Below are 24,533 nucleotides of genomic sequence, written 5' to 3'. Positions count from 1 at the left end.
CGCTCGACGTTCAGTGCCCCGGCACGTACCCGCGTTGCTTGTCGACCACGTTCGGCAGTGATCTGCCCGCCTCCCAGCGGTCGTACAACTGCAAGAACTGCGTGCCGAGTTCATCGCGCCAGCCGACCGTGTCACCGCTCATGTGCGGGGACACGATCAGGCCCGGAACCCGCCACAACGGGCTCTCGGGCGGCAGCGGTTCGGTGTCGAACACATCGAGGGCGGCCCCGGCGATCCACCGCTTGGACACCGCCTCCACCAGCGCGTCCTCGACCACCAGCTGACCCCGGCCGATGTTGATGAACCGGGCCGAGGGCTGCATCATCCCGAAGCGGCGGGCGTCGAACATGCCGTGCGTCTCCGCGGTGAGCGGGGCGGCCGCGATCACCCAGTCCGCGCGGGCCATCAGCCGGTCGAGGTCGTCGGGGCCGTGGATCCCGGTGCGGGAACGGCGGCCGACGAGGGCGGTGGTGATGCCGAGCGCCTTGAGGGTGCTCACGATCGCCCGGCCGATGGGCCCGGAACCGACCACACAGGCACGGGTCCCGGCCACCCGCTGGGACTCCCGGTGCTGCCACACGCCCTCCCGCTGCAGCTCCAGGGTGCGGGGCAGGTCCTTGGCCATCGTCAGGACCAGCGCGGCGACGTACTCGGCGATCGGCTGGTCGAAGACACCGCGGGCGTTGGTCACCACCGTGTCGGAGGCGGCGAGTTCGGGGCACATCAGGTGGTCCACGCCCGCGCTCGCCGTGTGCACCCAGCGCGGCCGCGGGCCCTCGCCCGGCCACGCGTCGCGCACCGCGGTCGAGGTGAAGTCCCAGACCAGCAGCACGTCGGCGAACGGCAGCCGCTCGGCGAGCGTGGACGCGTCCGCGTGCACGATCCGGGCCCGGCCGGTGAGGCTGCCGAGGCGCGGCGGGGGATCGGCGTCGAGGACGAGAAGGGTGGGGACGGACATCGAGGCACCGTTTCTACGGATTATCGCGGTGGCTGCCAGGCGTCTGACATGGGCGGGAACGCCGGTGGTGACACCGGTGTGACGTGAGCGTGACATGGGCGGATTGACCACGCTCGCACCCGAACCTACCTTCGTCAACACGGGCGTTGTGCACGTTCCGCTGTCCCCCCGTCTCTCACCGTGAGGCCGGTACCTGCCATGGACGTTTCCTTTCTGGGTGGGCCGCGCCCCCAGCGCGGTGTCGGTGTCGTCGCCCCCTTCGACTTCGCGCTGGACCGCGAGCTGTGGCGGTGGGTCCCCGACGAGATCTCGCTCCACATGACCCGCACCCCGTACGTCCCCGTCGAGGTCAGTCTCGACCTGGCCCGGCTGGTCAGCGAGCACCAGACCCTGCACGAGGCGGTGCGCACGCTCAACGCGATCGCCCCCGAGGTCGTCGCCTACGCCTGCACCTCCGGCAGCTTCGTCGGCGGGATCGCCGGGGAACGCGCCATGTGCGCGGCCATGACGGTGGCGGGCGCGGTCCCGTCCCTGACCACGTCCGGCGCCCTCCTGGACGCCCTCGCCGAACTCGGCGTGAGCCGGGTGGCGCTGGTGACGCCGTACACGGTGTCGGTGACCAGGTCGCTGGAGGAGTACGTCGCCGAGGCGGGCGTCTCCGTCACCGGGTGCGCCTACATGGGCCTGACCCGGCACATCTGGAAGGTGCCCTACCGCCAGGTCTCCGAGATGGCCCACAAGGCCGTACGGGCCGACGCCCAGGCGCTGTTCATCAGCTGCACCAACCTGCCGACCTACGACGTCATCCCGCAACTGGAAGCGGAACTGCGCATACCGGTGATCTCGGCCAACCAGGTGACGATGTGGGCGGCGTTGCGCCGACTGGGTACCCGAGCCGTGGGACCGTACCAGGCGCTGATCGACCCGGCGGCGAGGACCGGTCCCGTGCGCCCGGAGATTCCGGGACTGCCGGAAGTCCGGGGCCTGCCGGACGAAGAGCAGCAGCAGGAAGGCTGGACATGACCGCTCTCGGATTCCTCTACCCGGGCCACTCCGCCGAGGACGACTATCCGCGCATCGAACAGCTCCTGGGCAGCGACGTCCGCCTGGACGTCGTCCACACCGACATCGGCACGGACGCGCACCGCGTGGACGCCCTCATGGAGATGGGCTCGGCCGAACGGCTCGCCGCGGGTGTCGAGGAACTGCGCATGTCGGGCGCCGAGTCCGTCGTCTGGGCCTGCACCAGCGGCAGTTTCGTCCGCGGCTGGGAGGGCGCCCACGAGCAGGTGCGCGCTCTCGCCCTCGCGGCCGGCATGCCCGCGTCCTCGACGTCGTTCGCCTTCGTGCACGCGGCCCAGGAGATCGGGGCCGGGCGGGTGGCGGTCGCGGCGACCTACCCGGACGACGTGGCGAACCTGTTCGCGGAGTTCCTGCGGGCCGGCGGAGTGGAGGTCCTTCAGGTCCGCGGCGCCGGGATCATCACCGCCGCGGAGGTCGGCACGTGGGGCGAGGAGGAGGTCTTCGCGCTGGCCCGGGAGGCCGACTCGCCGGACGCCGAGGCGGTGCTCCTCCCGGACACGGCCCTCCACACGGCCGGCCACATCCCGGCCCTGGAGAAGGAGCTCGGCAAGCCGGTCCTCACCGCGAACCAGGTCACGGTCTGGGAGGCGCTGCGGCTGACGGACCGCCGGGTGAACGCTCCGTCCATGGGAGCGCTGTTCACCAGGGAGCCGATCGTCCAGGCGTGAGACACGCCTGTCCAGGAGCTCACCGCGGACGGTCCTGGGCGGCCTCGGCGGTGAGCTCCGTGTGCATGGCGCGCAGTCGCCGGTACTGACGGTTTCCGTACAAAATGAGCCAGCCCAGGAAGACCCCGGCGAACAGGCCCATGCCGAGGGTCTGCGGCAGGCTCGCGGTCAGGGCCGTCGCCACCACGACCGCGCAGCACAGGACGGCGAGGACGACCTGGGCGGCGACCCGGTGACGGCCGCGGTGCAGGCGGTCCTCGACCAGGTCACGCATGGCCCGCCGCTCCTGCGGCGCCGTGGGGACCTCGCCCCGGCGCAGCTTCCGGTCCAGCGACACCAGGCTGTCCACCGAGCCTCCGGCGGCCCGCTTCTCCCGGCGCCGCACGGCGAGCATGACGCCGACGCCGCCGACCGAGGCGAACACCACGTACAGCAGCGTCGAGGCGGTCGAGCGCTCGGGGGACAGCAGCAGGACCACGACGCACGCGACCAGGAGGGACAGGGCGACCTGGACCCACAGGTGCTTGCCGAGAAAGGAGTTGACGCGTTCCACCGCCGGCCTCCCCGTCACATCCGGTCGCGCCGGCGGACGGCCCGCAACCGCATCGTCAGGCCGATGGCCAGCAGCACCAGGGCCACGGCGCAGTAGGCCCACGAGCCGGTGCCGCGCACGGCGTCGACGGCGGCCAGGATCACCCACAGGGCGGCGACGACACTCAGTGCGGTCCACGCGATGTCGGCGATACGGATGGACAACTGGGCGCGCTGTCTGGTGCCGGGTTCGAGCGGTCCGAGTTCCGACGGCCGCGACGGGTGCTCTCGCGTCATGGCGATCCCTCCCGAATCGTGGATTTGTGCGCTCTGAGTACCCGGGGGCCGGTGCGGCAAGCCATCGACGCAGGTCGGGATGCGGAAGGCGGCGCTCCAGGAATCCTCGATCCCGCCCGGGAATAAACGGAGACACTCTCCTGTTAGTCCCTGACTGACAGCGCACGGCTCATGAGCAGGAGGCCCCCACCGTGGCGGAAGACGAGATCCGAGGTACCGCACAGGGCACCGCCCCCGTACCTCTCTCGGTACTCGACCTGGTCACCGTCGGCGCCGGACGCACGGCCTCCGACGCCCTGCGCACCAGCGTCGCCATCGCCAGGCTCACCGAGTCCCGCGGCTTCCACCGCTACTGGATCGCCGAGCACCACTCCATGCCGGGCGTGGCGTCCTCGTCCCCCGCGGTGATCCTCGCCCACCTCGCCGCCCACACCACCCGCATCCGGCTCGGCTCGGGCGGCGTCATGCTCCCCAACCACGCCCCGCTGGTGATCGCGGAGCAGTTCGGCACGCTGGAGGCGATGGCCCCGGGCCGGATCGACCTGGGCCTCGGCCGGGCGCCCGGCACGGACGGCGCCACCGCGGCCGCCCTGCGCCGCAGCGACCGGCTGAACGAGGGCGCCGACGACTTCCCGGAGCAGCTCGCCGAGCTCACCCGCTTCCTGGACGACGACTTCCCCGACGGCCACCCCTACGGCCGTATCCACGCCGTACCCGGCCCCGTCCAGGCGACCTCACCCGGCGGCGTCCAGTCCCCGCACCGCCCGCCGCTCTGGCTGCTCGGCTCCTCCGGATTCAGCGCCCGGCTGGCCGGCTCCCTCGGCCTGCCCTTCGCCTTCGCGCACCACTTCTCGGCGCAGAACACCATCCCGGCCCTGGACCTGTACCGCGAGTCCTTCCGGCCCTCCGCGGTCCTCGACGAGCCGTACGCCCTCATCGGCGTCTCCGCCCTCGCCACCGACGACGAGAAGGAGGCCCGCCGCCAGGTCCGCGCCGCCGCGCTCAGCATGATCCGGCTGCGCACCGGCCGCCCCGGCCTGGTCCCCACCCCCGAGGAGGCGGAGGCCCACGAATTCAGCCCGATGGAGGAGGAGTTCGCGCGCTCCTGGAACGCCAACGTCATCCACGGCACCGCCGACGAGGTCCGCTCCGGCCTCGACGACCTCCACAAGCGCACCGGCGCCGACGAGTTGATGCTCACGGGCAACGCCCACAGCGGTGACGTACGCCTGCGCTCCTACGAACTCGTCGCGGACGCCTACGGATTGCCCACGACCTCCGCGACCTCCTAGGCCTTCACGCCCATCAGCCCGGAGATACGGTCCGGCGACACCGGCCGCGAGTACAGCCAGCCCTGGCCGGTGTCGCAGCCGATCCGGCGCAGGCGGTTGGCCTGGGCCGAGGTCTCGACACACTCCGCGGTGACGGTGAGGCCGAGGCGGTGGGCGAGCTGGATCATCGCCTCGACGACGACCTCGTCGGCCGGGTTCGGGGGGACGCCCTCGCCCTCGTACTGGAAGCCGCGCACGAAGGAGCCGTCCAGTTTCAGGACGGAGACCGGGAGGCGGCTGAGGTAGGCGAGGTTCGAGTAGCCGGTGCCGAAGTCGTCGATCGCGATGCCGACGCCCATGTCGCTCAGCGCCTGGAGGGCCTGGAGCGGGCGGCCCGCCGAACCCATCACCGCCGACTCGGTGAGTTCGAGCTGGAGGAGATGGGGGGCCAGGCCGGTCTCCGCGAGGGTCTTCGCCACGTCCGCGACCAGGTCGGAGTCCCAGACCTGACGGACCGCCACGTTGACGCTGACGAAGATCGGCGGCTCGTCGGGGTGGTCGAGCTGCCACTGCCGGGCCTGACGGCAGGCGGTGGCCAGGATCCAGCGGCCGAGCGGGACGATCGAGCCGTCCTCCTCGGCCAGTGCGATGAACCGATTCGGCGTCAGCATCCCGAACTGCGGGTGATTCCAGCGCACCAGCGCCTCCACCCCGCGCAGCCGGCCGTCCTCCATGCCCACCAGCGGCTGGTACTCCAGCTGGAACTCGCCGCGCTCGATGGCCGGGCGCAGTGTGGAGGCGAGGGCCTGGCGGGTCATGCGGTGGGCGTTGCGCTCGGGGTCGAAGAGCGTCCAGCGGTCCCGGCCGTCCGCTTTGGCCCAGTACAGCGTGGTGTCGGCGGCCTGCATCAGCCCCGTCGCCGAGGTGCCCTTCGCCTGCCGCTCGACGACCCCGATCGACGCCGACACCGACATCCGGTTGCCGGAGACGTCGAAGGGCGCCTGGACGGCCTTCAGCAGGGACTCGGCGAGGTCGGCGAGCTGTTCGGTGCCCGTGGAGTCCTCGACGAGCAGCGCGAACTCGTCGCCGCCCAGCCTCGCCACCAGGGGAGCGGTCGCCCGCCCGTGGCCGGCCTCGTCGGCGCAGCGCGTGAGCCGCTCGGCGACGGCGGCCAGCAGCCGGTCGCCGACCCGGTGGCCGAGCGTGTCGTTCACGGCCTGGAACCCGTCGAGGTCCAGATAGCACAACCCGATCCGGCCTGTGCCGCCCTGCTCGTACGATTCCGGCTCCAGCGCGGCCGTCAGCCGCTCGAAGAACAGCGTGCGGTTGGGCAGCCGCGTCACCGGGTCGTGCATCTGCAAGTGCCGCAGCCGCGCCTGGAGTTCACGACGGGCCGTGATGTCGGCGACGGACAGCAGGACGCCGGGGGACCCCTGGGAGCCTTCGGCCAGCGGCGTGATCGTGATCTGCGCCCACATCGAGTGCCCGTCGGGATGCTTGAGCCGCCGCTTGCAGCGCAGCTTCGCCTGCCGACCGCGCAGCACCTCGCGGTAGGAGTGCCAGGTGCGGGCGTCCGAGGCCAGGTCCACCAGGTCGGCGGCCTGGGCCCCGGCCAGCTCCCCCGGTACGGCGCCGAGCAGCTCGCCGAAGGCGGGGTTGGCGTCGACGACCGTGCCCTCGCGGTCCACCACGGCCATGGCCAGCGGCGCCGCCGCGAAGGCGGCACGGTGCGTCGGGGGCTCCGTACGAGCAGGTGTCGTGATGTCACTCTCTGTTACGGCCGACCCGTCGAGGTCTGCCGCGGGCGCCGGCCCTTCGGACGTTCCGTTCACCGCTAGCTCCCGCAGTGCACTCGATCGCTGTCCGCGCAGGAAAGTGTGCCGATCATAGAGGCTGCCTTCGGGCCCTTCCAGCCATTGCCCGCTCCGGAGGACCGGCAACCCCTTCTGGCAGATCGTTTCTGCCCGCGGCTGGACGGGTTCTTGGGGCCTGGGACCGGTTGTGACGTTCCGTGAGCGATTCGGGGGTGTCGGCCGGTCCCTCAGGTCACGCCATCTCACTCGTCCGGTGCAGATAAACAGGGCGTACTACTGCAAAACCACACAGGCTGGGTGCGGTATCCCGTGAAACCGTTCCCGGAGGTCACGTTGCCGCGCCCGTTTCCGCGCACACTCCCGCGCCCCCGACTGCGCAGCACCGCCGCCGTGTTCACCACCATGGCCGCCCTCGCCTCCACCTCCCTCGTCACCGGCCCCTCGGTCGCCGAACCCTTCTCGTCGGAGCCCTGCACCCTGGAGCGCACCGAGGCCCACCACTCGGAGGGCCTCGACACCTGGAACACCGCCTATCCGCGCCCGGCCCGCGCCCTCGACGCGGTCATGGTCTTCCTGTCCTTCCCGGACGCCCCGCCGGTGACCGCCCCCGCCCAGCTGGCCGCCGATCACTTCCCGGCCACCACCCGCTTCTTCCAGCACGCCTCCTACGGCCGCTTCACGCTGCGCCCGCATCCGCTGCGGCACTGGATCCGGATGCCGCGCCCGTCGACGGCCTACGCCATACAGCGCGACTGGAGCGCCGCGGACCGGGGGGCCTATCTGCGCGACGCGCTCGCCGCGGCCGACGGGCAGGTCGACTTCTCGCGCTACGACGTCGTCTACTTCGTCGCCGACCCGGACGCGCCCGGCGTCGACTCGGACGCCACGAAGGTCGTCAACCTGGACGTACCGCTGCGCGCCGACGGCACGGACATCCGCCGGGTGGTCACCGTCTTCGAGAAGCACCCGCCGGACCGGCTCGTGCTCGCCCATGAGACGGGGCACGTGTTCGACCTGCCGGACCTCTACCACCGGCCGGTGGACGGCAAGGGGGACTGGGACACCTACGTCGGCGACTGGGACCTGATGGGCAGCCAGTTCGGTCTGGCGCCCGATCTGTTCGCCTGGCACAAGTGGAAGCTGGGCTGGCTGGAGCGGCGGCAGGTGGTGTGCGTACGGGGGCCGAAACCGACCCGGCTGACGCTGGAGCCGCTGGGGACCGGCCCCGGAAACGCCGGGATCTTCGGGCCCGGCCGCGGCACCAAGCTCGCGGTCGTGCGCACCGGGGCCGACAGCGCGCTCGCCTTCGAGGCCCGCGTGGCGACGGGCGACGACGCGGCGGTCTGCCGGCAGGGCGTGCTGATCTACCGCGTCCAGAGCGGCGCCGCGTCCGGCGGCGGCCCGATCCAGGTGATCGACGCCCACCCCCGTACCGAGGCCTGCTGGGAGAACTCCGTCTACCCACCCCTCGCGGACGCCCCCGTCGACACCGGCGAGACCTTCACGGTCCCGGACGAGCACGTACAGGTAAAGGTGACCGGCCGAACGGCCTCGGGGGCGTGGAACGTGGAGATCGCGCTGGGGTGACGTCCCGGCCGACGGTTCGGTGGGTGAGGGGGTGTGGGTGGCGGAGCCCCCACGGCGCGCGGCGCAGCCGCGCAGAAACGACGATGGCGAGGCCGGTTCGCGCTTTCCGCGAACACGCCTCGCCATCGACATCGTGCGCCGCCAGGGACTCGAACCCCGGACCCGCTGATTAAGAGTCAGCTGCTCTAACCAACTGAGCTAGCGGCGCTTGCTGACGTCGTAGACCTTAGCATCCTGATCGGCGGAGGGAAAAATCGATATCCGCACGGCGGTGCGAGCCGCTCGTACCGCCGCCCAGAGCAGGATTTCCGGGCCCGGCAGCCAGGGGTGGCGGGTGTCGGGGGCGACCAGCCAGCGGGAGGCCGACGCGGACTTCGGGGTGCTCAGCGGGGCCGGGACGGTGACCGCGTCGCCGATGCCGTGGCACAGCAGCGGCGGGATCGCGGCCGTACGGCCGATCTCCTCCCACCGCAGCAGCGACGGCAGCCGCTGAGCCGTACCGGGCGCCGCGAACAGCAGCATCCGGGCCCGGAGCATCGCCACCGGTCCCGAGCCCGGCCCCTCCTCCCACAGCCGGTCGAGCATCCGGCGCCCGAACATCGCGGGGGCGCTGACCACGTCGAAGGCGGTGCCGCAGGGCAGGACGACCGGGGCCGTGGGGCGCTCCTCCCAGAACGCCAGGGTGCTGCGCGGGTACGTCCCCGCCGAGGCGAGCCAGGCGGCTCCGTCCGCGGTGACGCCCGAGACGTCGAAGCGTGTGTCGGAGAACGGTTCGTCGCGAGTGCTCATGCCGACTACATCTACTGGGCGTGAGCAGGTCGTTCCCCAGAGTTGCGAGAAACCGGGACAGGAAGGGTCGAGGAGGGGTATCTTGCCCGCCTGGCATATGCCTCTGATCGTTTACGGCGGCTACGGCGAGGGCGGTGCCCGTGGCTCACACCGGGTCCGCGTGCCCCGCTCCGCCCTCCGCGCCCGCCAGCAGATCCCGACCGAACTCGACCATCTTCTTGGCGTAGTCCTCGGTCCACTCGGCGCGCTCGGCGATGTCGGCCGTCGTGAGCCGGTCGAAGCGCCTGGGGTCGGCCAGCTGGGCAGCCGCCATCGCCTGGAACTCCACGGCACGGTCCGCCGCCGCGCGGAAGGCCTGCGCCAGCTCGGTGGACCGGCTCAGCAGCGCGCGCGGGTCGTCGATCGACTCGAGGTCGAAGAAGTGCTCCGGGTCGTCGGCCACCTGTGCGGGCTCGAACAGCAGGGGCGCGGGGCGCAGCCGCGGTTCGTTCCGACGCGGCGTGGGCTCCGCCATGTCTTCATCCTCCTCGTACGTCGTCCGTGGTGACGGCCCATCTGTGCATGGGCCACCGTCCATTGTCCCGCGCCCGTGCAAGAGGGCGGGCGCCTCCGGCGGTACCAAGGTCTACGGCCCGCACGATGTTCCCGCTCACGGTCACCACGCCCCCGGTGCCCCGCCAGCCGCGCGAGTACCGCGTGGTTCGCCTCCCAGCCGTCCGGGCTGTTTCCATCGGCCGCCTCCGGCGGCGTGCCGGACTCCGTCCGGCGAGGGGCGGCGCTGAGCCGTATGCCCGCCGACCAGGTGCCCGGTGTGTCGATCACGACCGCAAGACCACCCGGTGCTCCGCCAGCCGTGCCAGTACCGCGTGGTTGGCCTCCCAGCCGTCCGGGAACTTCACCAGTGTTCCCAGCTGGACCGGTTCCGTCGACGGGTAGTCGTCCAGGAGTTCGCTCACGCCCGCGCGGCACACCACGACGCACGCGTGGCGGTGCCGGGAGGCCAGGACGCACAGGCGGCCCGTCTCCAGGTGGAAGGCGGTGGCGTCGGGGCGGCCGGAGAGGGGGTGGAGGATCACCGTGACGTCGTACTCGCGACCCTGGAGACGGTTCGCCGTGTCGACGGTGACCTGCATGACGCCGAGGTCGGTCAGCGCCGCGCGGACCGCAGCCGCCTGGTCCCGGTGCGCCGTGCCCACCGCGATACGGTCGGCCGTCAGCGGCGCGGGGTCCGGTGAGCGTTCCGACGTGGCCGCCCCGCCCCGGTCCAGCAGCCGCCGTACGACGGTCGCGACGGCCCGTACCGCCTCGGGGTCCGTGCGCGGAGTGTGCCGCGCGGGCAGCTCCAGCAGGCCCCAGCCGGACTCCGCCGCCGCGTCGATCACCCGGTCGGGGCCCGAGCCGTCCGAGGGGACTCCGAAGGTGAGCCGGCGGTCGCCGTGGTCCGTGCCGCTGCGGAACGGCGTGTACGGGTAGAAGGCGTCGGAGACCAGGGGCGCGGCCGAGGCGGGCAGCCGCCAGGACACCGGCAGGCGGTGCTGGGGCAGCTCCGGGTTGTGGGCCAGCAGGGTCGTCACCGCCGAGGCCGAGGGGTCGTACGACAGCCCCGCCCACTGCTCGCTGCCCACGATCGCGAACGGGTCCAGCTGCCCGGGGTCGCCCACGAACAGCGCCCGCTCGAACAGCCCCGCCACCGCCAGCAGCGCGTCCGAGCGCATCTGGTACGCCTCGTCCACGATCGCGTGCTGCCATGGCTCGTCGACCTTCACATGCCCCCACTTGGCGGCCGTGGAGATCACCACGGGCAGCCCGGTCAGATCACCCGCCTTCGCCGACTTCCGTACGTTCGCCAGCGCGTCCAGCGCCTTGTCGTACGGGTCGGCGTCACTGCTGTGCAGCCGCCCGACCGGCAGTTCGGGGTTCTTCTCGGCGAGCCGCAGGACCAGGTCGTCCACCTGGGCGTTCGTCTGCGCCACGACCATCAGCGAGCGCCCCGCGTCGGCCAGCTCCAGCGCGGCACGGACGACGAGGGTGGACTTGCCGGCGCCGGGCGGGGAGTCGACGACGACACCGCGGTGGGTGCCGTGCAGGGTGTCGTGGAGGATCGCGTCGGTGGCCCGCGCGGCTTCGGCACCGGGGTCGAAGGTCCGGGTGGTCACAGGACGTCCTCCGGGGTCAGGGGATCGGCACTCTCCTGCACGGCCTCGCCGGGCGGCCCGCCGTGCGTCCACGGCGTGTCCTCCGGGTCGGGCAGCTTCGCGCCGCCGCGCTGCTCGTGCTCGAAGAGCGTGAAGCACACCCGGTCGCCCTTCTCGGGCACGGACCCCCTCTCGGGCTCCTTGCCGCGGCCCATCTTGTCGAGGATCTTGAGGACGACGAGGGCGCCCTCCTCCTCGTACCCCACGAACTCGGCCGACTGCGGTTTCCCGCCCAGCGCGCGGTACACCTTGGCCCGCTCGCCCAGATGCGGCCGGTCGTCGGTCCGTACGGTCACCAGGGGGCGCGGGCTCGGCCGCTTGCCCTCGCTGTACGTCATCACGACGTCCGTGACCTCCCCGGCGAACGCCTCCCCGGCCAGCCGCCGCCCCGCCATCACCAGCGGGTCGTCGAGCGCCTCCTGTGCCTCCAGACGGGCCTGTTCGCGCTCGCGCGCGGCGAGCTTGTTGGCGGCGGTCACCGCGTCGTCGCGGCGCGGCTGCGGGGGCTCGCCCGCCACGACCCGGTCGCGGTGGCTCGTGAACGACCAGCGGTCGCGCGTCCACCGCTCCTCGGCGTGCGCCCCCTCGGGGAGCGTCCGCAGCAGGTCGATGCCCCGCCACACCGCGTCCCAGGTCGGCCGGGTACGACTCGCGACCAGGGCGCGGATCTCCTCCTCGGCGGCGGTGAGCGCGCCCAGCCGGTCGTCGGCCTCCAGTCCGTCCTCGGCGGCGGCGAGAGCGGTACGCGCGCGGTCGTAGCGCAACAGGGCCGGTGCGAGCAGTTTGTTGTCGAACGCCGGGTCGGTGGCGGGCCCCGCGGGCGGGTGCCGCAGCTGGCCGTGGTCGTCCCGGGCGAGCTCGGCCTCCAGCGCGGCGTCGGCGCCCGAGCGGCCCTGCGGCGGGTCGATCCACGCGAGCAGCGCCCCCAGGTGCTGGTCCTCCAGCGTGGACTGGCCGGTGGACCAGTGCCGGGACAGCACGTCCGTCATCGCCAGCACCAGCGAGGAGCCGGGCACCCGGGCCCGCTCCCCGAAGTGGGTCAGCCACCGGCCCAGCAACGGCACCCGGGGCGGGGCCGGATACGGGGTCTCCGGGTCCTGCTCCGCCGTACGCCTGAAACGCATGGAACGCCCGAGCAGCCGTACGAAATCGACACCCGCGCGGCTCGGCAGGATCAGCTGCGGGGCGTCCGCGCACAGCTCGACCTCGACCTTGACCCGCTTGCCGGTCTCCGGATCGGTCTCATTGCGCTCGGCGGCCTCCACGGCCTCGGCGTATCCGTCGACGTACGGCAGGACGACGTCCGCCAGCTCGGCCAGGAACGCGAACCTGAGGTCCCGGTCCCGTGGCTGCGGTACGACCAGGAGGTGCGGCGCGTCCCGGTCGGTGCCCACGAGCGCGCCCAGCGGGGCACCGGCCTCGCCCGCGGTGGTGAGCGGGACGAGGACGAGGGGGTGGTCGGAGAGGTGCCGGTGCAGGACGGTCGCGGCGGGCTGGGCGCGGCCGGTGCGCACGGCTTCCAGCCGGGCCAGGGTGGTGATCAGTGACACGGGGGCTCCTGGAGACGCGGGGCCGTGGGGACGCCGCGAGGGGGCGTGACGTGGGGTGGGGCCGCGGGGGCCCGGCGCGGAGGCGCACTCACCGCGCGGCACCTCCCGGCACCGCGTCCAGCGCTTCGGCACGCAGCTCGGCCGCTCTGCGCAGAGCCGCCACGGCCGGGTCGTCCGGGTCCCCGGCTTCCCCGCTTGCCGCGGCCAGGACCTCCTCGACCGTGGTCAGGCCGCCCAGTTCCGCGCGTACAGAGCGGCCCAGGGAGGTCACCGCGCCGGCCGCGCGGGAGCGGTCCCGGCAGTGGAAGGCCAGTTCGCACGCGGACAGGCATTCGGGGGCGTAGGTCGCCGGGACCGACTCGACCGCCGCGGTCAGTTCGGCGGCGGGCTGGTCGGGGGCGAAGCAGGTGCCGTCGGGGAGGGCGTCGGCGATGTCCTGGATGCGGGTGAGACGGGCCAGCTGGCGGGCGGTGACCGCGCGCTGCTTGCGGATGTCGACGGCCGAGGCGGTGGGCAGGTTGGAGAAGTCCTTGGGGCAGACCAGCAGGACCCGGTGGCGGACCTTCGGAGCCGGTTCCAGGCGGGCGGCGACCTCCTCCAGTGCCAGGACGTACACCGCGGCCTGGCGGGCGGCCGCGCCCACCTTCGACGGGTCCGCCGAACCGTCCAGCATCGGGAAGGACTTGATCTCCACGACCGTCCAGCTGCCGTCCGGGTGCACGACCACCGCGTCCGGCTCCAGGAAGGCGGGGGAGCCGGCGACGTCGAGCGCGAGCATCGGGTGGTCGAGCAGCGTCCAGGTGCCTGCCGCCTCGGTGGCCTCGCGCAGGGCCAGTGCCGTCCGCGCGGTACGGCCCTCGGGGCCGATCGCGGTGAGGTCGGGGACCTGGGCGTCGGCGGGGGGCTGCGCGGTGCGGTCCAGCCGCTCGTGCACCAGCCGCAGCAGCTCCGCGCCGCCGTCCGCCTTGACCTTCGCCTCGAAGGCGTTGCCCCGCGTCAGGGCGAACTGCGACTGCCCGAAGGCGGACGGCGCACCGAGCGCGCTCGCCACCGCCGTCTTGTCCACACCGGCGCCGTCGAGGATCGCGCGCCGCTTGCAGCCGGGGTTCGCGGCCAGGGCCGCGAGGGCGCGCGCGTCCAGTGCCTTGGCCGGTACCTCGGGCCCGCGCAGCTCAGCGAGCCGCTGCCGGAGCGCCGTCCCCGGCTTCCGCGGGAGAGGCACTGGGCTCGACTCCGCTTCCGAAGAGGGATTCGCGCTGCCGTGGAATGTGCTCACCCGCGGAAGTCTGGCATCCGTCACTGACAATTGAGGGCTCTGCGTCCCGCGAGACGGCGGTGACGGGGGCTATCCGGGCCCGGATGCCCGCCGTGGCCCGCTCCGCGGCCCGTGTGACGTACGGGGCGAGCAGGAACCCGAGCCCCATCACGGCCGCGCCCGCGACCGCGTCGAGGAAGTAGTGGTTCGCGGTGCCCATGACCACGATCGTGGTGATCAGCGGATAGGCGACGGCCGCGACCTTCGTCGTACGCGTCCTGCCGTAGCGCCACAGCATCACACCGCACCACAGGGCCCAGCCGACATGCAGGCTCGGCATGGCCGCGTACTGGTTCGTCATGCCGCCCATGCCCCGCGGGGCGCTCGCCTCGCCGCCCCACCAGCCGTACGAGCTGTACTGGGCCATCGTGTCCACGAAGCCGTGGCTCGCGGAGAGGAGGCGGGGCGGGCAGGTCGGCAGCAGGGTGAAGCCGATCAGGCCCATGAACGTGGACGTCATCAGCCAGGTGCGGGCCGCGCGGTAGTGCAGGGCGCGGGACCGGAAGAGCCAGATAAGGATGGCCGGCGTAACCAGGTAGTGCAGCGAGGCGTACCAGAAGTCGGCCGGTACGCCGATCCAGGTCTGGCTGGTGAACAGCCGGTTGAGCGGATGCTCGGCGTTGAGGTAGAGGAACTTCTCGACCTTGAGGATCGCCAGGCCGTGGTCGACGGCGCCCGTGACATCGCCCCTGGCGAGGAGCCGGCCGGCGCTGTAGCAGGCGTACACCAACAGGATCAGGGGCAGCTCGGTCCACCAGCGCAGCCGTGCGTCCGGGACTGCCTCGGTGCCTGGTGTCTCGGTCAGCGGCATCCGATCCTGTCCCCCTTCGTTTCGCGCGGCGTCCGGCGGTCCTTGTCCGGGGGTGCCACTTTACGGCGTATGCGCGGGCCCATGTGGAGTGCCCCCACGCAGCGCCTTCGGCCCTCAAAGACGCTGAGATCGCCCGTCGGGTTGCCCCTGCACAGCGTGCGCGATGATGGAGGTGTTCCGCCTCCGCTTTCCCCCGGAAAGGTCTCTTCATGGCTCCGCGCGTCCTGCTGGCCCGGCACGGACAGACCGAGTGGTCGCTGTCCGGCAAGCACACCGGCAGGACCGACGTGCCGCTCCTGGAGGAGGGACGGCGGGGCGCCAAGCTGCTCGGCGAGCGGCTGCACCGGGCTCCGTACGACGGTCTCCCCGGGGTGGAGATACGCACGAGCCCGCTGGCACGCGCGCGGGAGACCTGCGAACTCGCCGGGTTCGCAGAGCGGGCGGCCACCTGGGACACGCTCATGGAGTGGGACTACGGCGCGTACGAGGGCATGACCCCGGACGAGATCCAGGCCGTCCGGCCGGGGTGGCTGATCTGGCGGGACGGGGTGCCGGACGGGGAGTCCCTGGCGGAGGTCACCTCGCGCGCGGACGAGGTCGTCGCCTGGGCGCGTTCCGCCGACCGGGATGTGCTGGTGTTCGCCCACGGGCACATCCTGCGGTCCATCGGGGCGCGGTGGCTGGGGTTGCCGATCGACTTCGCGGCGCGGGTGCGGCTGAATCCGACGTCCTTGTCTGTGCTGGGGTGGGCGTATGGGGAGCCGGCCATTGAGAGCTGGAACGACTCGGGGCATCTGGGTTCGTAGTCGGGTGCCGGCCGGTGGGGGCTGGTCGCGCCCCGCGGCGGAGCCGCTGATGTCACAGCCCCGCGCCCCCAAGGAGGTGGGTGCTGGCCAGGCGGGCCGTCACTGCACCCACTCAGGGGCGCGGGGAACTGCGCGACCAGCCCCCACCGGCTCGCAGCCGAACAACAACCGGCTCACGCAGTCCTCGGCGTCGACGCATGGCGTTCCAGAAAGGCCGACACCCCAGAAGCCCGCCGATGCGGCAGCAACACCCTCGCCGTTCCCGCCAGCATCGTCTGGATCCGGGACGACTGGACCTCGCCCAGCAGCTCCAGCACCCGCAGCCCCGCCGCCGCACTCTCGTCGGGGTGGCCGCCGCGGGCCAGGTCGTCGGCCAGTTCGGCCGTGTACAGCGCGATGTTGCGGGTGAAGTGCGGATCCTGGAGGTCCGCCGCCCGCCCCGCGTGCCGGGCGGCCCGGCGCCAGTCGCCCAGCGTCGACCAGCACTGCGCCTCCAGACCCTCCAGCTCGGCCTCGCCGTAGAAACTCATCCACTCGGGGTCGGCGTCCGAGAGGCCTCGTTCGAAGAAGGCCTGGGCGCGGGCGAGGGCCTGCTCGCACCCCGTGCGGTCGGCGAGTCCCGCCCAGCCGCCCGCCTCGCGCAGCGCGAGCAGCGACATCAGCCGGGGCGAGCCCAGGGACCGGGCCACCCGCTGCGCGGCCTGTGCGGCCCGCACCGCCTCGCGCGGCCGTCCCGCGTCGCGCGCGAGGAAGGCCGTGTTGCAGAAGGCGTGCGCCTCCAGGGCGTCGTCACCGGTCACCCGGGCCGTCGCGAGGGCCTCCGCGTAGTGCGAGCGGGCGTCGTCGAAGCGTCCCGAGTCGTGCGCCAGCCAGCCCACCGAGATGGCGAGCTCGCCCGCGCCCGAGTGCAGCCGGTCCGCGGTCGTCTGCCGGGTCGCGCCGGCGTCCAGCAGCGCGTAGGCGGCGCGCAGTGGAGCCGCCGCGCGCCGGTACAGGCCGTCCGCGCCGTGCCGGTCGTCGAGCAACCGGATCCTGCGCACGGCCTCTTCCAGGGCGCCCGCCTCGCCCGTCCCGGCGCGACGGACCGGCTGTCCGGCGGCCGTGGCGTCGACGGCGAGCCCGAGGGGGCCCAGTGAGGCGGCGGCCACCGTGGCGCCCCCGCCGGTCATGAATGCGCGACGCAGCACGTCGCTCTCCTCGTAGTTGTCGTACGTCTCGTCAGGGTCTTGCGTGTCTTGCGGGTCATACGGCTCGTACGTCCCCTCTGTCTCACTCGCCGGACGCGCCCGGCGTCCACGTACGGATGCGCGGGGCGCGAAGCCCAGGTCGGTGAGTGTGCGGCCGGGGAACATGTGCAGGAACACCCGTTCGTACGCGTAGTTGGGGCAGCGGATCTCGCCCGCCTCGACGCGGCCCACATAGCGCGCGTCGCAGCTGACCCGCTCGCCGATCTCGCGCGCGGCCCGCCGCACCGCCGCGGCGAACTCGGCCGGCGAGCGCTGTCCGCGCAGGCGCCGGAACGCGAGGTTCGGCCGCGGTGGGGTGGGGGACTGGGACGAGGTCACCATTGACGACGCCATGGCCGGGTCCTCTCGTGCGAACCGTCGAACCATGCCGGAGGTGGGCGAGTTGACTGGTTTGTCAGTGTGACGCCCTGTTTCCGGCGGGCAAGAACGTACCTGCTGTGTCCGGGTCGCCATGCGGGGTTTGGCTACAAACCGGATATCTCATCCGAGATCTGCCATGAACTGCCATCCTTTGCGGCGGACTTCTGCCGTAGCCGTTGACGCGGGCGCGCGTTGAAATCCTCGGAGTCGGACGAGGGTTCCTTGTTGGAGGCCGCGTGGAGATCAGCCAGAGCGTCGATCCTTGTACGCCGGTGTCCTGTGACGTGGTCACGGTGCCGACGCGACACGGCCTGGAGGCCGTCGACATCCTGCGGCGGGGGGTGGGGGACGGGGTCGGGCCGGTGCTGCACGACGACGGCGGCCAGACCTTGGGGTTCCTGGTGCCACCGGGGACCGCGGCAGGCTGGGACATGCCGGGGAGTACGTGCACGGAGACGGACGGCCGGGGTCTGCGGCTGACTCCGGAGCCTCCGGTGGCGGGATCGGACTGGCTGCTGCCACCGGGAGACGCCGACCTGGCGACGGACCCAGCGGTGCTGCGGGCGGCACTGGGCGAGGCGGCGAGACTCATCGAGGCCGCGGACAACTGCCAGTGAGTTCGCCGGCCCGAGGGGGCCCCGCCGGCCCGCAGACGCGTGACCACCCGCTGCTGCGGATAATGGCGGAGTGGGAAAGTCCAGAAGGTCCGCCGAAGCCGTCGTAGAACCCGTGGACGGCGGCCTCGCCGAGCTCATCCCCGATCGCGAGCGCACCCACGCGTGGACGCTGCTCATCGACGGCGCCCCGCAGTCCCATGTCGACCTGGACGACCCGACCCACCTCTCCTTCGAGTACCAGCGCCGCCTCGGTCACGTCATCGACCTCGTCGCGCCCCCCGGCAAGCCCGTGCACGCCGTGCACCTCGGCGGAGGCGCCTTCACCCTCGCCCGGTATCTCGCCGCCACCCGACCCCGCTCCACCCAGCAGGTCGTCGAGCGGGATGCCGCTCTGGTCCAACTGGTCCGGCGAAAGCTCCCGTTGGAGCAGAACGCGCGGATACGGGTGCGGTCCGTCGACGCGCGCGAGGGCCTCGCCAAGGTGCCCGACGGGTGGGCCGACCTCGTGATCGCCGATGTGTTCAGCGGAGCCAGGACCCCGGCCCATCTCACCTCCACCGAGTTCCTCGACGAGGTCCGCCGGACCCTCACACCGGGCGGGTACTACGCCGCCAACCTCGCCGACGGACCGCCGCTCGCCCATCTCCGCGGCCAGATCGCCACCGCCGCCGCCCGCTTCCCCGAACTCGCCCTCGTGGCCGACCCGACGGTCCTGCGCGGCAAACGCTTCGGCAACGCCGTCCTGGTCGCCTCCGACACCCCCCTGCCGCTCGCGGAACTGACCCGCCGCGCCGCCTCCGACCCGCACCCCGGCCGCGTCGAACACGGCAAGGCGCTCCTCGACTTCACCGGAGGCGCCGCGGCCGTGACGGACGCCGGAGCGGTGGCCTCACCCGCCCCGCCGGCCTCCGTCTTCAGATGACCGATGACCCGGTGACTCAGTACGTGCCGATCTCCACCCGCGGCGGCCCGTCGTGCCAGGTGCAGAACACCGACACCCGGTCCGTGCCCGAGGCGAACTCCACCCGGATCCAGGACTCCGTCTTCCACACCTGCATCGACCAGCCCGTGCCCGGCGTCGCGGACACCAGGGCCGCCGACGTCTCGCCGAGGTCGAAGACCGCGCGGCCGCCGTCGGTGTCGTAGCTCCTGACCTGACCGGAAGCCGTGGGGGAAGGGCTGTTCGAGGGCGTCGGCCTCGCGGACGTGGCACTCGGCGTCGGTGACGGGCTCTTCGACGGGGCCGGCCGCTTCGCCGGGCTCGGTGAGGCCAGCGGCTTCGACTCCTGTGTCGTCGCCTCGGCCGCCGTGATGGGCAGGGCGCGCGGCGGATCGTAGGCCGTGCCCGCCATGACCGTGTGGACGCCCCACCACGACAGCGTGGCCGCTGCGCCCGTGGCGAGCGTCCAAGCCAGTACGTGTACGAGTCCTCTGCGCATCGCGGGCCATACTGCCTCAGGCACCTCACGGTGCGCACCCGGACCGAGTTGTCCACAGGCACCGGAAGGGGTCCGCCATATGGCGTACGGTGCCGCGCATGGCAAGTGTGCTCGTGGTCGAGGACGACCAGTTCGTTCGCTCGGCGCTCATCCGGCACCTGACCGACGCGGCACACACCGTGCGCAGTGTCGGCACGGCACTGGAGGCGCTGCGCGAGGTCGCCCATTTCCGGTTCGACGTGGTGATCCTGGACCTCGGACTGCCCGATCTGGACGGGTCCGAGGCCCTGAAGATGCTGCGCGGGATCACCGACGTCCCGGTCATCATCGCCACCGCGCGGGACGACGAGACGGAGATCGTGCGACTGCTGAACGCCGGGGCGGACGACTACCTCACCAAGCCCTTCTCGGTCGAGCACCTCTCCGCCCGCATGACCGCCGTCCTACGGCGGTCCCGTGCCGCCGGCGGTGACGGACCGCCGGAGACCGTGCTGCGCGTCGGCGGCCTGAGCATCGACCCGCTGCGCCGCCAGGCCGAGCTGGACGGCGTCCGACTCGACCTCACCCGCCGCGAGTTCGACCTGCTCGCCTTCCTGGCCGCCCGCCCCGGCGTGGTCGTGCCCCGCAAGGAACTCCTCGCGGAGGTCTGGCAGCAGTCCTACGGCGACGACCAGACGATCGACGTCCATCTGTCGTGGCTCAGGCGCAAGTTGGGGGAGACGGCCGCGCAGCCCCGCTATCTGCACACCCTGCGGGGCGTCGGCGTGAAGCTGGAACCACCGGGCGGGGGGCTGCCGCTGTGAGATGGGCCCTGGTCAAGGTCTGCCTGGCGGTCACCACCATGGTCGTGGTCGCCTTCGCCATCCCGCTCGGCCTCGTCATCAGGGAGATGGCCCGGGACCGCGCGTTCTCCAACGCCGAGCGGCAGGCCGCCGCCGTCGCCCCGGCGCTGTCCATCACCACCGACCGCGACCAGCTGGAGCGGGTCGTCGCCTCCGCGGGCTCGGACTCCGGGATGGCCGTCCACATACCGGCCGACGGCGACCGGAAAAGCGGTCAGAAGGCGGTCGACATCGGACGGCAGCGGGCCGCCGCCGAGGACATCGCGACCGTGCGGAAGCTGGGCCGCGCCTCCACCACCGAGGTGCCCGGCGGCTCCACCCTGCTCCAGCCGGTAGCGCTCAGCTCCGGCGAGATTGCTGTCGTCGAGGTGTACGTCCCCGAGTCCGAGGTGAGCAACGGCGTCGCGACCGCCTGGGCGGTGCTCGCGGGTGTCGGCATCGCGCTCGTCGTCGGCTCGGTCGCGGTCGCCGACCGGCTCGGCGTCCGGATGGTGCAGCCCGCTCAGAAACTCGTCGAAGGCGCCCATGAACTGGGGGAGGGGAAGCTGGGGTCGAGGGTGCCGGAGGAGGGGCCGACCGAACTGCGGCTGGCGGCGGTCGCGTTCAACTCCATGGCCGACCAGGTCGTACAACTGCTGGCGAACGAAAGGGAGTTGGCCGCCGATCTGTCCCACCGGCTGCGCACCCCGCTGACCGTGCTGCGGCTCAACGCGGCCTCGCCCGGGGACGGGCCCGCCGCGGAGCAGACCCGGGCCGCGGTCGCGCAGCTGGAGCGCGAGGTCGACACCATCATCCGTACCGCCCGGGAGGCCAAGCCGCAGACGGCGGCCGCCGGGCCCGGCGCCGGGTGCGACGCGGCCGAGGTGGTCCGGGAGCGGATGGGATTCTGGTCCGCGCTCGCGGAGGACGAGGGCCGCAAGTGGCGGGTGGCCGGCACCGAGCGGCCGGTGCGCATACCCGTGGCCCGGGCGGATCTCGCCGCCGCGCTTGACGCCCTGCTCGGCAACGTCTTCCGGCACACCCCGGAGGGCACCGCCTTCGCGGTCGACGTGCACAACGGCGAGGACGCGGTGATCGTGCTCGTCTCCGACGCCGGGCCCGGCATCCGCGACCCCGAGGCCGCGATGGCGCGCGGGCGGGGATCGGGCAGCGCCGGGTCGACCGGGCTCGGGCTGGACATCGTGCGGCGGCTCGCCGAGTCGACCGGCGGGGACGTACGGATCGGGTCGTCGGTCCTCGGCGGCACCGAGGTACGGATCTGGATCCAGCTGGACGGACGGGAACCGGTGCGCCGGGGACACCGGGTGCGCCGGCGCCGGACGGGCAGATTGGTCTCGACCTTTAACCGACCCCGATCCCTTCCTTAAGGGCGCCCTAAGATCCTCAACCCCCGTCCTGATCAGGCCATTTGCCCGATTCCGGCTCGCTAGCGTGCCGCGTCATGAGCATGCATCGGCACAAGGTGAGTGGCAGGAACAAGCTGATCGGCGGGGCGGTGGCCGCCGCCGTGGTCGGGGGCGGCGCGGTCCTCGTCACCGGTACCGCCCAGGCGGCCGGGGTCGGCGCCGCGTACAGCAAGACCAGTGAATGGTCGACGGGTTACTCCGCGCAGTACGTCGTCACCAACAACAGCGGCGCGGTCGACAAGGACTGGAAGCTGGAGTTCGACCTGCCGAGCGGATCCACGCTCGGCTCCCTGTGGAACGGGGAGTCCGGTGTGAGCGGGCGGCGTGTCACGGTGAAGCCGCCCCGGTGGGACACCGACGGTCTGGCCGCCGGTGAGTCCGTCACGGTCGGGTTCGTGGTCAACGGCACGGGCGACCCCACAGGCTGTCGCATGGACGGCGCCGACTGCGCCACCGACGGCAACGACACCCCCCCGCCCACACCCACGGCCACCCCCACACCCACCTCCACCGCTGCCCCCACAGTGAGCACCGGCTTCGCCCCCTACGTCGACACCTCCCTCTACCCCGCCTTCGACCTCCTCGCGAGCGCCGCGTCCACCGGCGTCAAGAACTACAACCTCGCCTTCGTCACCGACGGTGGCGGTTGCACCCCCAAGTGGGGCGGGGTCACCGATCTGGCGAGCGACGCCGTGGCCCAGCAGATCGGTGCGCTGAGGGCCAAGGGCGGGGACGTCCGGGTCTCCTTCGGCGGCGCCTCCGGCTCCGAGCTGGCCACGACCTGCTCCTCGGCGGACGCGCTGGCGGCGGCGTACGGGAAGGCCGTGGACGCGTACGGCCTCACCAAGGTCGACTTCGACGTGGAAGGCGGGGCGCTGCCGAACACGGCCGCGAACACCAGGCGGGCACAGGCGATCGCGAAGCTCCAGTCACTCCACCCCGGCCTTGACGTCTCCTACACCCTCCCGGTCATGCCCGAGGGCCTCACCCAGGACGGCGTGGACCTGCTCGCGAACGCCAAGGCGAACGGCGTCGAGATCAACACCGTCAACATCATGGCGATGGACTACGGGCCCGCGTACAGCGGAGACATGGGCACCTATGCCGAGCAGGCCGCCACGGCCACCCAGGCGCAGGTCAAGGGCGTTCTCGGGCTGTCCGACAGCGCGGCCTGGAACGCGGTCGCCGTCACCCCGATGATCGGGGTCAACGACGTGGCCTCCGAGATCTTCAAGGTCGACGACGCCTCCCAGCTGGTGACCTTCGCCAAGGCGAAGGGGCTGGGCGGGCTGTCGATGTGGTCCGCCACCCGGGACAAGCAGTGCCCCGGGGGTGCCAAGCCCTCCGCCGACGCGACCTGCAGCTCGATCGTCCAGGACGCGTTCGCCTTCTCGAAGGCCTTCGCCGCCTACAACTGAACCCGTCGCCGACGGGGCTCCTGGGTCACCGATAGGCAGGGATGTCGGTCACGTTTCGACAAATCGGGCCGATAGCTATTGACGCATGACCTGACATAACGCTGTCATTGCGCCACCGTGTTCGGTCAAGTTGGTTTCTGGTCGATTACGACCGGTCTCCAGACCCTCCATGATCGAACCCCTGCCTTCAGGAGCCGTACATGCGTGACCTCTCGTCTTCCCTCTCCTCGCCCAGCCGTCGTGGTGTCCTCAAGGGCGTGGGCGGCGCCGCCCTGCTCGGGGCCGGTATACCCCTGCTGTCCGCCTGCGGCAGCAGCGACAGCTCGTCGGACTCCAAGACCGTCACCCTGGGGTCGAACCAGTCGGATGCCGTGCCGAAGAAGGCGTACGGGGAGATCTACACGGCGTTCACGAAGCAGTCGGGGCTCTCGGTCAAGGTCAACACCAAGGACCACAACACCTTCCAGGAGCAGATCAACTCCTACCTCCAGGGCACGCCGGACGACGTGTTCAACTGGTTCGCCGGGTACCGCATGCAGTTCTTCGCGGCCAAGGGCCTCGCCTCCCCGATCGACGACGTGTGGGACAAGATCGGCGACAACTTCCCCGACGCCATGAAGAAGCTCAGCAAGGGCGCGGACGGCAAGTACTACTTCGTGCCGCTGGTCACGTACCCGTGGGCGATCTTCTACCGCAAGAGCGTCTTCGCGCAGCACGGCTACGAGGTGCCCACCACCTGGGACGCCTTCATCGCCCTGTGCAAGCAGATGAAGAAGGACGGCCTCGTGCCGATCGCGTTCGGTGACAAGGACGCCTGGCCGGCGATGGGCACCTTCGACCAGCTCAACTTCCGCACCAACGGCTACGACTTCCACGTCGACCTGATGGCGGGCAAGGCCTCCTGGACCGACCCCAAGGTCAAGAACGTCTTCGACCACTGGGCCGAGATACTGCCCTACCACCAGGACGGCTTCATGGGCCGCACCTGGCAGGACGCGGCGCAGACCCTGGTGGCCAAGAAGGCCGGCATGTACGTGCTGGGCACCTTCGTGGCGCAGCAGTTCACCAACAAGGCCGACCTGGACGACCTCGACTTCTTCGCCTTCCCGGAGATCAACTCCGCGTACGGGCAGGACACCGTCGAGGCGCCGGCCGACGGCTTCATGGTGAGCAAGTCGCCGAAGAACAAGGCGGGCGTCACCAAGCTCATGGAGTACCTGGGCACCCCGGCGGCGGAGCAGATCTACCTCAAGTCCGACACCAGTGTGGTGGCCGCCTCCAACAAGGCCGACACCTCCTCGTACACGCCGCTGCAGAAGAAGGCGTACGAGATGATCACCGGCGCCAAGAGCCTGACCCAGTTCATGGACCGTGACTCGCGTCCCGACTTCACCTCGACGGTCATGCAGCCCTCGCTCCAGAAGTTCCTGCAGAACCCCAAGGGGATCGACAGTCTGCTGTCCTCGATCGAGCGCCAGAAGAAGACGATCTTCGCGTCCGGCTGAGCTGAGCGATTACATGACTACCGA

General features: G+C 71.9%; 23 protein-coding genes and 1 tRNA gene. 11 read left to right on the top strand and 13 right to left on the bottom strand.

Annotated elements, in window-relative coordinates; genetic code table 11:
* Positions 1 to 10: 10 nt before the first annotated feature.
* On the bottom strand, positions 11 to 958 hold the full coding sequence (locus ACIBJB_RS42205; protein ID WP_398939302.1) for a D-2-hydroxyacid dehydrogenase: 948 nt from the start codon (positions 956 to 958) through the stop codon (positions 11 to 13).
* A 198-nt stretch (positions 959 to 1,156) separates the two neighbouring features.
* On the opposite strand from ACIBJB_RS42205, the gene ACIBJB_RS42200 reads away from it, so the two are divergent.
* Entirely contained in the window at positions 1,157 to 1,981 is an 825-nt protein-coding gene (locus ACIBJB_RS42200; RefSeq protein ID WP_398939300.1) for a decarboxylase, read from the top strand.
* On the top strand, positions 1,978 to 2,709 hold the full coding sequence (locus tag ACIBJB_RS42195; RefSeq protein ID WP_398939298.1) for a decarboxylase: 732 nt from the start codon (positions 1,978 to 1,980) through the stop codon (positions 2,707 to 2,709). Before ACIBJB_RS42200 ends, ACIBJB_RS42195 begins: the two co-directional genes overlap by 4 nt.
* 19 nt (positions 2,710 to 2,728) lie before the next feature.
* Here the strand turns inward: ACIBJB_RS42195 and ACIBJB_RS42190 are convergent, their stop codons facing one another.
* Both ACIBJB_RS42190 and ACIBJB_RS42185 read right to left on the bottom strand, forming a co-directional pair.
* Complete coding sequence (locus ACIBJB_RS42190) at positions 2,729 to 3,262, bottom strand: hypothetical protein (RefSeq protein ID WP_398939296.1); 534 nt, start codon at positions 3,260 to 3,262, stop codon at positions 2,729 to 2,731.
* 14 nt (positions 3,263 to 3,276) lie between these two features.
* The gene (locus ACIBJB_RS42185) at positions 3,277 to 3,537 is read right to left on the bottom strand and encodes a hypothetical protein (RefSeq protein ID WP_398939294.1); all 261 of its coding nucleotides are present in this window, start codon (positions 3,535 to 3,537) and stop codon (positions 3,277 to 3,279) included.
* Between the two features lie 191 nt (positions 3,538 to 3,728).
* Between ACIBJB_RS42185 and ACIBJB_RS42180 the strand changes: the two genes are divergently transcribed.
* A complete protein-coding gene (locus ACIBJB_RS42180; protein ID WP_398939291.1) occupies positions 3,729 to 4,829 on the top strand; it encodes an LLM class flavin-dependent oxidoreductase in 1,101 nt (366 codons plus the stop codon).
* Here ACIBJB_RS42180 and ACIBJB_RS42175 read toward each other — a convergent pair.
* Entirely contained in the window at positions 4,826 to 6,640 is a 1,815-nt protein-coding gene (locus ACIBJB_RS42175) for a putative bifunctional diguanylate cyclase/phosphodiesterase (RefSeq protein WP_398939289.1), read from the bottom strand. The genes ACIBJB_RS42180 and ACIBJB_RS42175 overlap by 4 nt on opposite strands.
* 315 nt (positions 6,641 to 6,955) lie before the next feature.
* Between ACIBJB_RS42175 and ACIBJB_RS42170 the strand changes: the two genes are divergently transcribed.
* The gene (locus tag ACIBJB_RS42170) at positions 6,956 to 8,209 is read left to right on the top strand and encodes a M6 family metalloprotease domain-containing protein (protein WP_398939477.1); all 1,254 of its coding nucleotides are present in this window, start codon (positions 6,956 to 6,958) and stop codon (positions 8,207 to 8,209) included.
* Between the two features lie 134 nt (positions 8,210 to 8,343).
* On the opposite strand, the gene ACIBJB_RS42165 is transcribed toward ACIBJB_RS42170, so the two are convergent.
* The 7 genes from ACIBJB_RS42165 to ACIBJB_RS42135 all read right to left on the bottom strand — a co-directional run bounded on the left by ACIBJB_RS42165 (position 8,344) and on the right by ACIBJB_RS42135 (position 14,869).
* Positions 8,344 to 8,417 (bottom strand) — tRNA-Lys (locus tag ACIBJB_RS42165).
* Positions 8,408 to 8,998 (bottom strand): bifunctional DNA primase/polymerase, encoded by a 591-nt coding sequence (locus tag ACIBJB_RS42160; RefSeq protein WP_398939287.1) that lies wholly within the window; start codon positions 8,996 to 8,998, stop codon positions 8,408 to 8,410. The genes ACIBJB_RS42165 and ACIBJB_RS42160 overlap by 10 nt, the downstream gene beginning before the upstream one ends.
* Before the next feature lie 145 nt (positions 8,999 to 9,143).
* Positions 9,144 to 9,512: a hypothetical protein gene (locus ACIBJB_RS42155; RefSeq protein ID WP_398939284.1), complete on the bottom strand. Its 369-nt coding sequence runs from the start codon at positions 9,510 to 9,512 to the stop codon at positions 9,144 to 9,146.
* A 304-nt stretch (positions 9,513 to 9,816) separates the two neighbouring features.
* Positions 9,817 to 11,154 carry an AAA domain-containing protein gene (locus ACIBJB_RS42150; protein WP_398939282.1) on the bottom strand — a complete coding sequence of 446 codons (1,338 nt, stop codon included), beginning with the start codon at positions 11,152 to 11,154 and terminating at the stop codon, positions 9,817 to 9,819.
* The gene (locus ACIBJB_RS42145) at positions 11,151 to 12,743 is read right to left on the bottom strand and encodes a hypothetical protein (RefSeq protein ID WP_398939280.1); all 1,593 of its coding nucleotides are present in this window, start codon (positions 12,741 to 12,743) and stop codon (positions 11,151 to 11,153) included. Before ACIBJB_RS42145 ends, ACIBJB_RS42150 begins: the two co-directional genes overlap by 4 nt.
* Before the next feature lie 88 nt (positions 12,744 to 12,831).
* Complete coding sequence (locus tag ACIBJB_RS42140) at positions 12,832 to 13,965, bottom strand: hypothetical protein (RefSeq protein WP_398939278.1); 1,134 nt, start codon at positions 13,963 to 13,965, stop codon at positions 12,832 to 12,834.
* Positions 13,916 to 14,869 carry a phosphatase PAP2 family protein gene (locus ACIBJB_RS42135; RefSeq protein WP_398939276.1) on the bottom strand — a complete coding sequence of 318 codons (954 nt, stop codon included), beginning with the start codon at positions 14,867 to 14,869 and terminating at the stop codon, positions 13,916 to 13,918. The genes ACIBJB_RS42140 and ACIBJB_RS42135 overlap by 50 nt, the downstream gene beginning before the upstream one ends.
* 209 nt (positions 14,870 to 15,078) lie before the next feature.
* Between ACIBJB_RS42135 and ACIBJB_RS42130 the strand changes: the two genes are divergently transcribed.
* A complete protein-coding gene (locus ACIBJB_RS42130) occupies positions 15,079 to 15,675 on the top strand; it encodes a histidine phosphatase family protein (RefSeq protein WP_398939274.1) in 597 nt (198 codons plus the stop codon).
* 173 nt (positions 15,676 to 15,848) lie between these two features.
* Here ACIBJB_RS42130 and ACIBJB_RS42125 read toward each other — a convergent pair whose 3' ends face one another.
* Entirely contained in the window at positions 15,849 to 17,255 is a 1,407-nt protein-coding gene (locus ACIBJB_RS42125) for a tetratricopeptide repeat protein (protein WP_398939272.1), read from the bottom strand.
* A gap of 263 nt (positions 17,256 to 17,518) precedes the next feature.
* Here ACIBJB_RS42125 and ACIBJB_RS42120 point away from each other — a divergent pair, with 263 nt between their 5' ends.
* Positions 17,519 to 17,899, top strand: a complete 381-nt coding sequence (locus ACIBJB_RS42120) for a hypothetical protein (RefSeq protein ID WP_280857819.1) — start codon at positions 17,519 to 17,521, stop codon at positions 17,897 to 17,899.
* A gap of 70 nt (positions 17,900 to 17,969) precedes the next feature.
* A complete protein-coding gene (locus ACIBJB_RS42115; protein WP_398939270.1) occupies positions 17,970 to 18,821 on the top strand; it encodes a spermidine synthase in 852 nt (283 codons plus the stop codon).
* A 16-nt stretch (positions 18,822 to 18,837) separates the two neighbouring features.
* Here the strand turns inward: ACIBJB_RS42115 and ACIBJB_RS42110 are convergent, their stop codons facing one another.
* Positions 18,838 to 19,338, bottom strand: coding sequence for a hypothetical protein (locus ACIBJB_RS42110; protein ID WP_398939268.1), 501 nt, complete (start codon positions 19,336 to 19,338; stop codon positions 18,838 to 18,840).
* A gap of 98 nt (positions 19,339 to 19,436) precedes the next feature.
* Between ACIBJB_RS42110 and ACIBJB_RS42105 the strand changes: the two genes are divergently transcribed.
* The 4 genes from ACIBJB_RS42105 to ACIBJB_RS42090 all read left to right on the top strand — a co-directional run bounded on the left by ACIBJB_RS42105 (position 19,437) and on the right by ACIBJB_RS42090 (position 24,509).
* On the top strand, positions 19,437 to 20,141 hold the full coding sequence (locus tag ACIBJB_RS42105; protein WP_398939266.1) for a response regulator transcription factor: 705 nt from the start codon (positions 19,437 to 19,439) through the stop codon (positions 20,139 to 20,141).
* Positions 20,138 to 21,547 (top strand): sensor histidine kinase, encoded by a 1,410-nt coding sequence (locus ACIBJB_RS42100; RefSeq protein WP_398939263.1) that lies wholly within the window; start codon positions 20,138 to 20,140, stop codon positions 21,545 to 21,547. The genes ACIBJB_RS42105 and ACIBJB_RS42100 overlap by 4 nt, the downstream gene beginning before the upstream one ends.
* A 74-nt stretch (positions 21,548 to 21,621) precedes the next feature.
* On the top strand, positions 21,622 to 23,004 hold the full coding sequence (locus tag ACIBJB_RS42095; protein WP_398939261.1) for a cellulose binding domain-containing protein: 1,383 nt from the start codon (positions 21,622 to 21,624) through the stop codon (positions 23,002 to 23,004).
* A gap of 200 nt (positions 23,005 to 23,204) precedes the next feature.
* Entirely contained in the window at positions 23,205 to 24,509 is a 1,305-nt protein-coding gene (locus ACIBJB_RS42090) for an ABC transporter substrate-binding protein (RefSeq protein ID WP_398939259.1), read from the top strand.
* Positions 24,510 to 24,533: the final 24 nt, after the last annotated feature.

Origin of the sequence: Streptomyces sp. NPDC050759 (genome assembly GCF_044456945.1) — a bacterium.
In the GTDB taxonomy this organism is placed as follows: Bacteria; Actinomycetota; Actinomycetes; order Streptomycetales; family Streptomycetaceae; genus Streptomyces.
The sequence above is the reverse complement of the archived record's forward strand: the minus strand, read 5'-3'. Positions and strand labels throughout refer to the sequence as shown.

What these genes read in the sequence shown, in the direction of transcription:
- ACIBJB_RS42160 (WP_398939287.1), bottom strand. Translation starts at nt 8,998, where the DNA reads ATGAGCACTCGCGACGAACCGTTCTCCGACACACGCTTCGACGTCTCG.
- ACIBJB_RS42095 (WP_398939261.1), top strand. Translation starts at nt 21,622, where the DNA reads ATGAGCATGCATCGGCACAAGGTGAGTGGCAGGAACAAGCTGATCGGC.
- ACIBJB_RS42090 (WP_398939259.1), top strand. Translation starts at nt 23,205, where the DNA reads ATGCGTGACCTCTCGTCTTCCCTCTCCTCGCCCAGCCGTCGTGGTGTC.
- ACIBJB_RS42155 (WP_398939284.1), bottom strand. Translation starts at nt 9,512, where the DNA reads ATGGCGGAGCCCACGCCGCGTCGGAACGAACCGCGGCTGCGCCCCGCG.
- ACIBJB_RS42105 (WP_398939266.1), top strand. Translation starts at nt 19,437, where the DNA reads ATGGCAAGTGTGCTCGTGGTCGAGGACGACCAGTTCGTTCGCTCGGCG.
- ACIBJB_RS42125 (WP_398939272.1), bottom strand. Translation starts at nt 17,255, where the DNA reads ATGGCGTCGTCAATGGTGACCTCGTCCCAGTCCCCCACCCCACCGCGG.
- ACIBJB_RS42195 (WP_398939298.1), top strand. Translation starts at nt 1,978, where the DNA reads ATGACCGCTCTCGGATTCCTCTACCCGGGCCACTCCGCCGAGGACGAC.
- ACIBJB_RS42135 (WP_398939276.1), bottom strand. Translation starts at nt 14,869, where the DNA reads ATGCCGCTGACCGAGACACCAGGCACCGAGGCAGTCCCGGACGCACGG.
- ACIBJB_RS42110 (WP_398939268.1), bottom strand. Translation starts at nt 19,338, where the DNA reads ATGCGCAGAGGACTCGTACACGTACTGGCTTGGACGCTCGCCACGGGC.
- ACIBJB_RS42200 (WP_398939300.1), top strand. Translation starts at nt 1,157, where the DNA reads ATGGACGTTTCCTTTCTGGGTGGGCCGCGCCCCCAGCGCGGTGTCGGT.
- ACIBJB_RS42205 (WP_398939302.1), bottom strand. Translation starts at nt 958, where the DNA reads ATGTCCGTCCCCACCCTTCTCGTCCTCGACGCCGATCCCCCGCCGCGC.
- ACIBJB_RS42130 (WP_398939274.1), top strand. Translation starts at nt 15,079, where the DNA reads ATGGCTCCGCGCGTCCTGCTGGCCCGGCACGGACAGACCGAGTGGTCG.
- ACIBJB_RS42185 (WP_398939294.1), bottom strand. Translation starts at nt 3,537, where the DNA reads ATGACGCGAGAGCACCCGTCGCGGCCGTCGGAACTCGGACCGCTCGAA.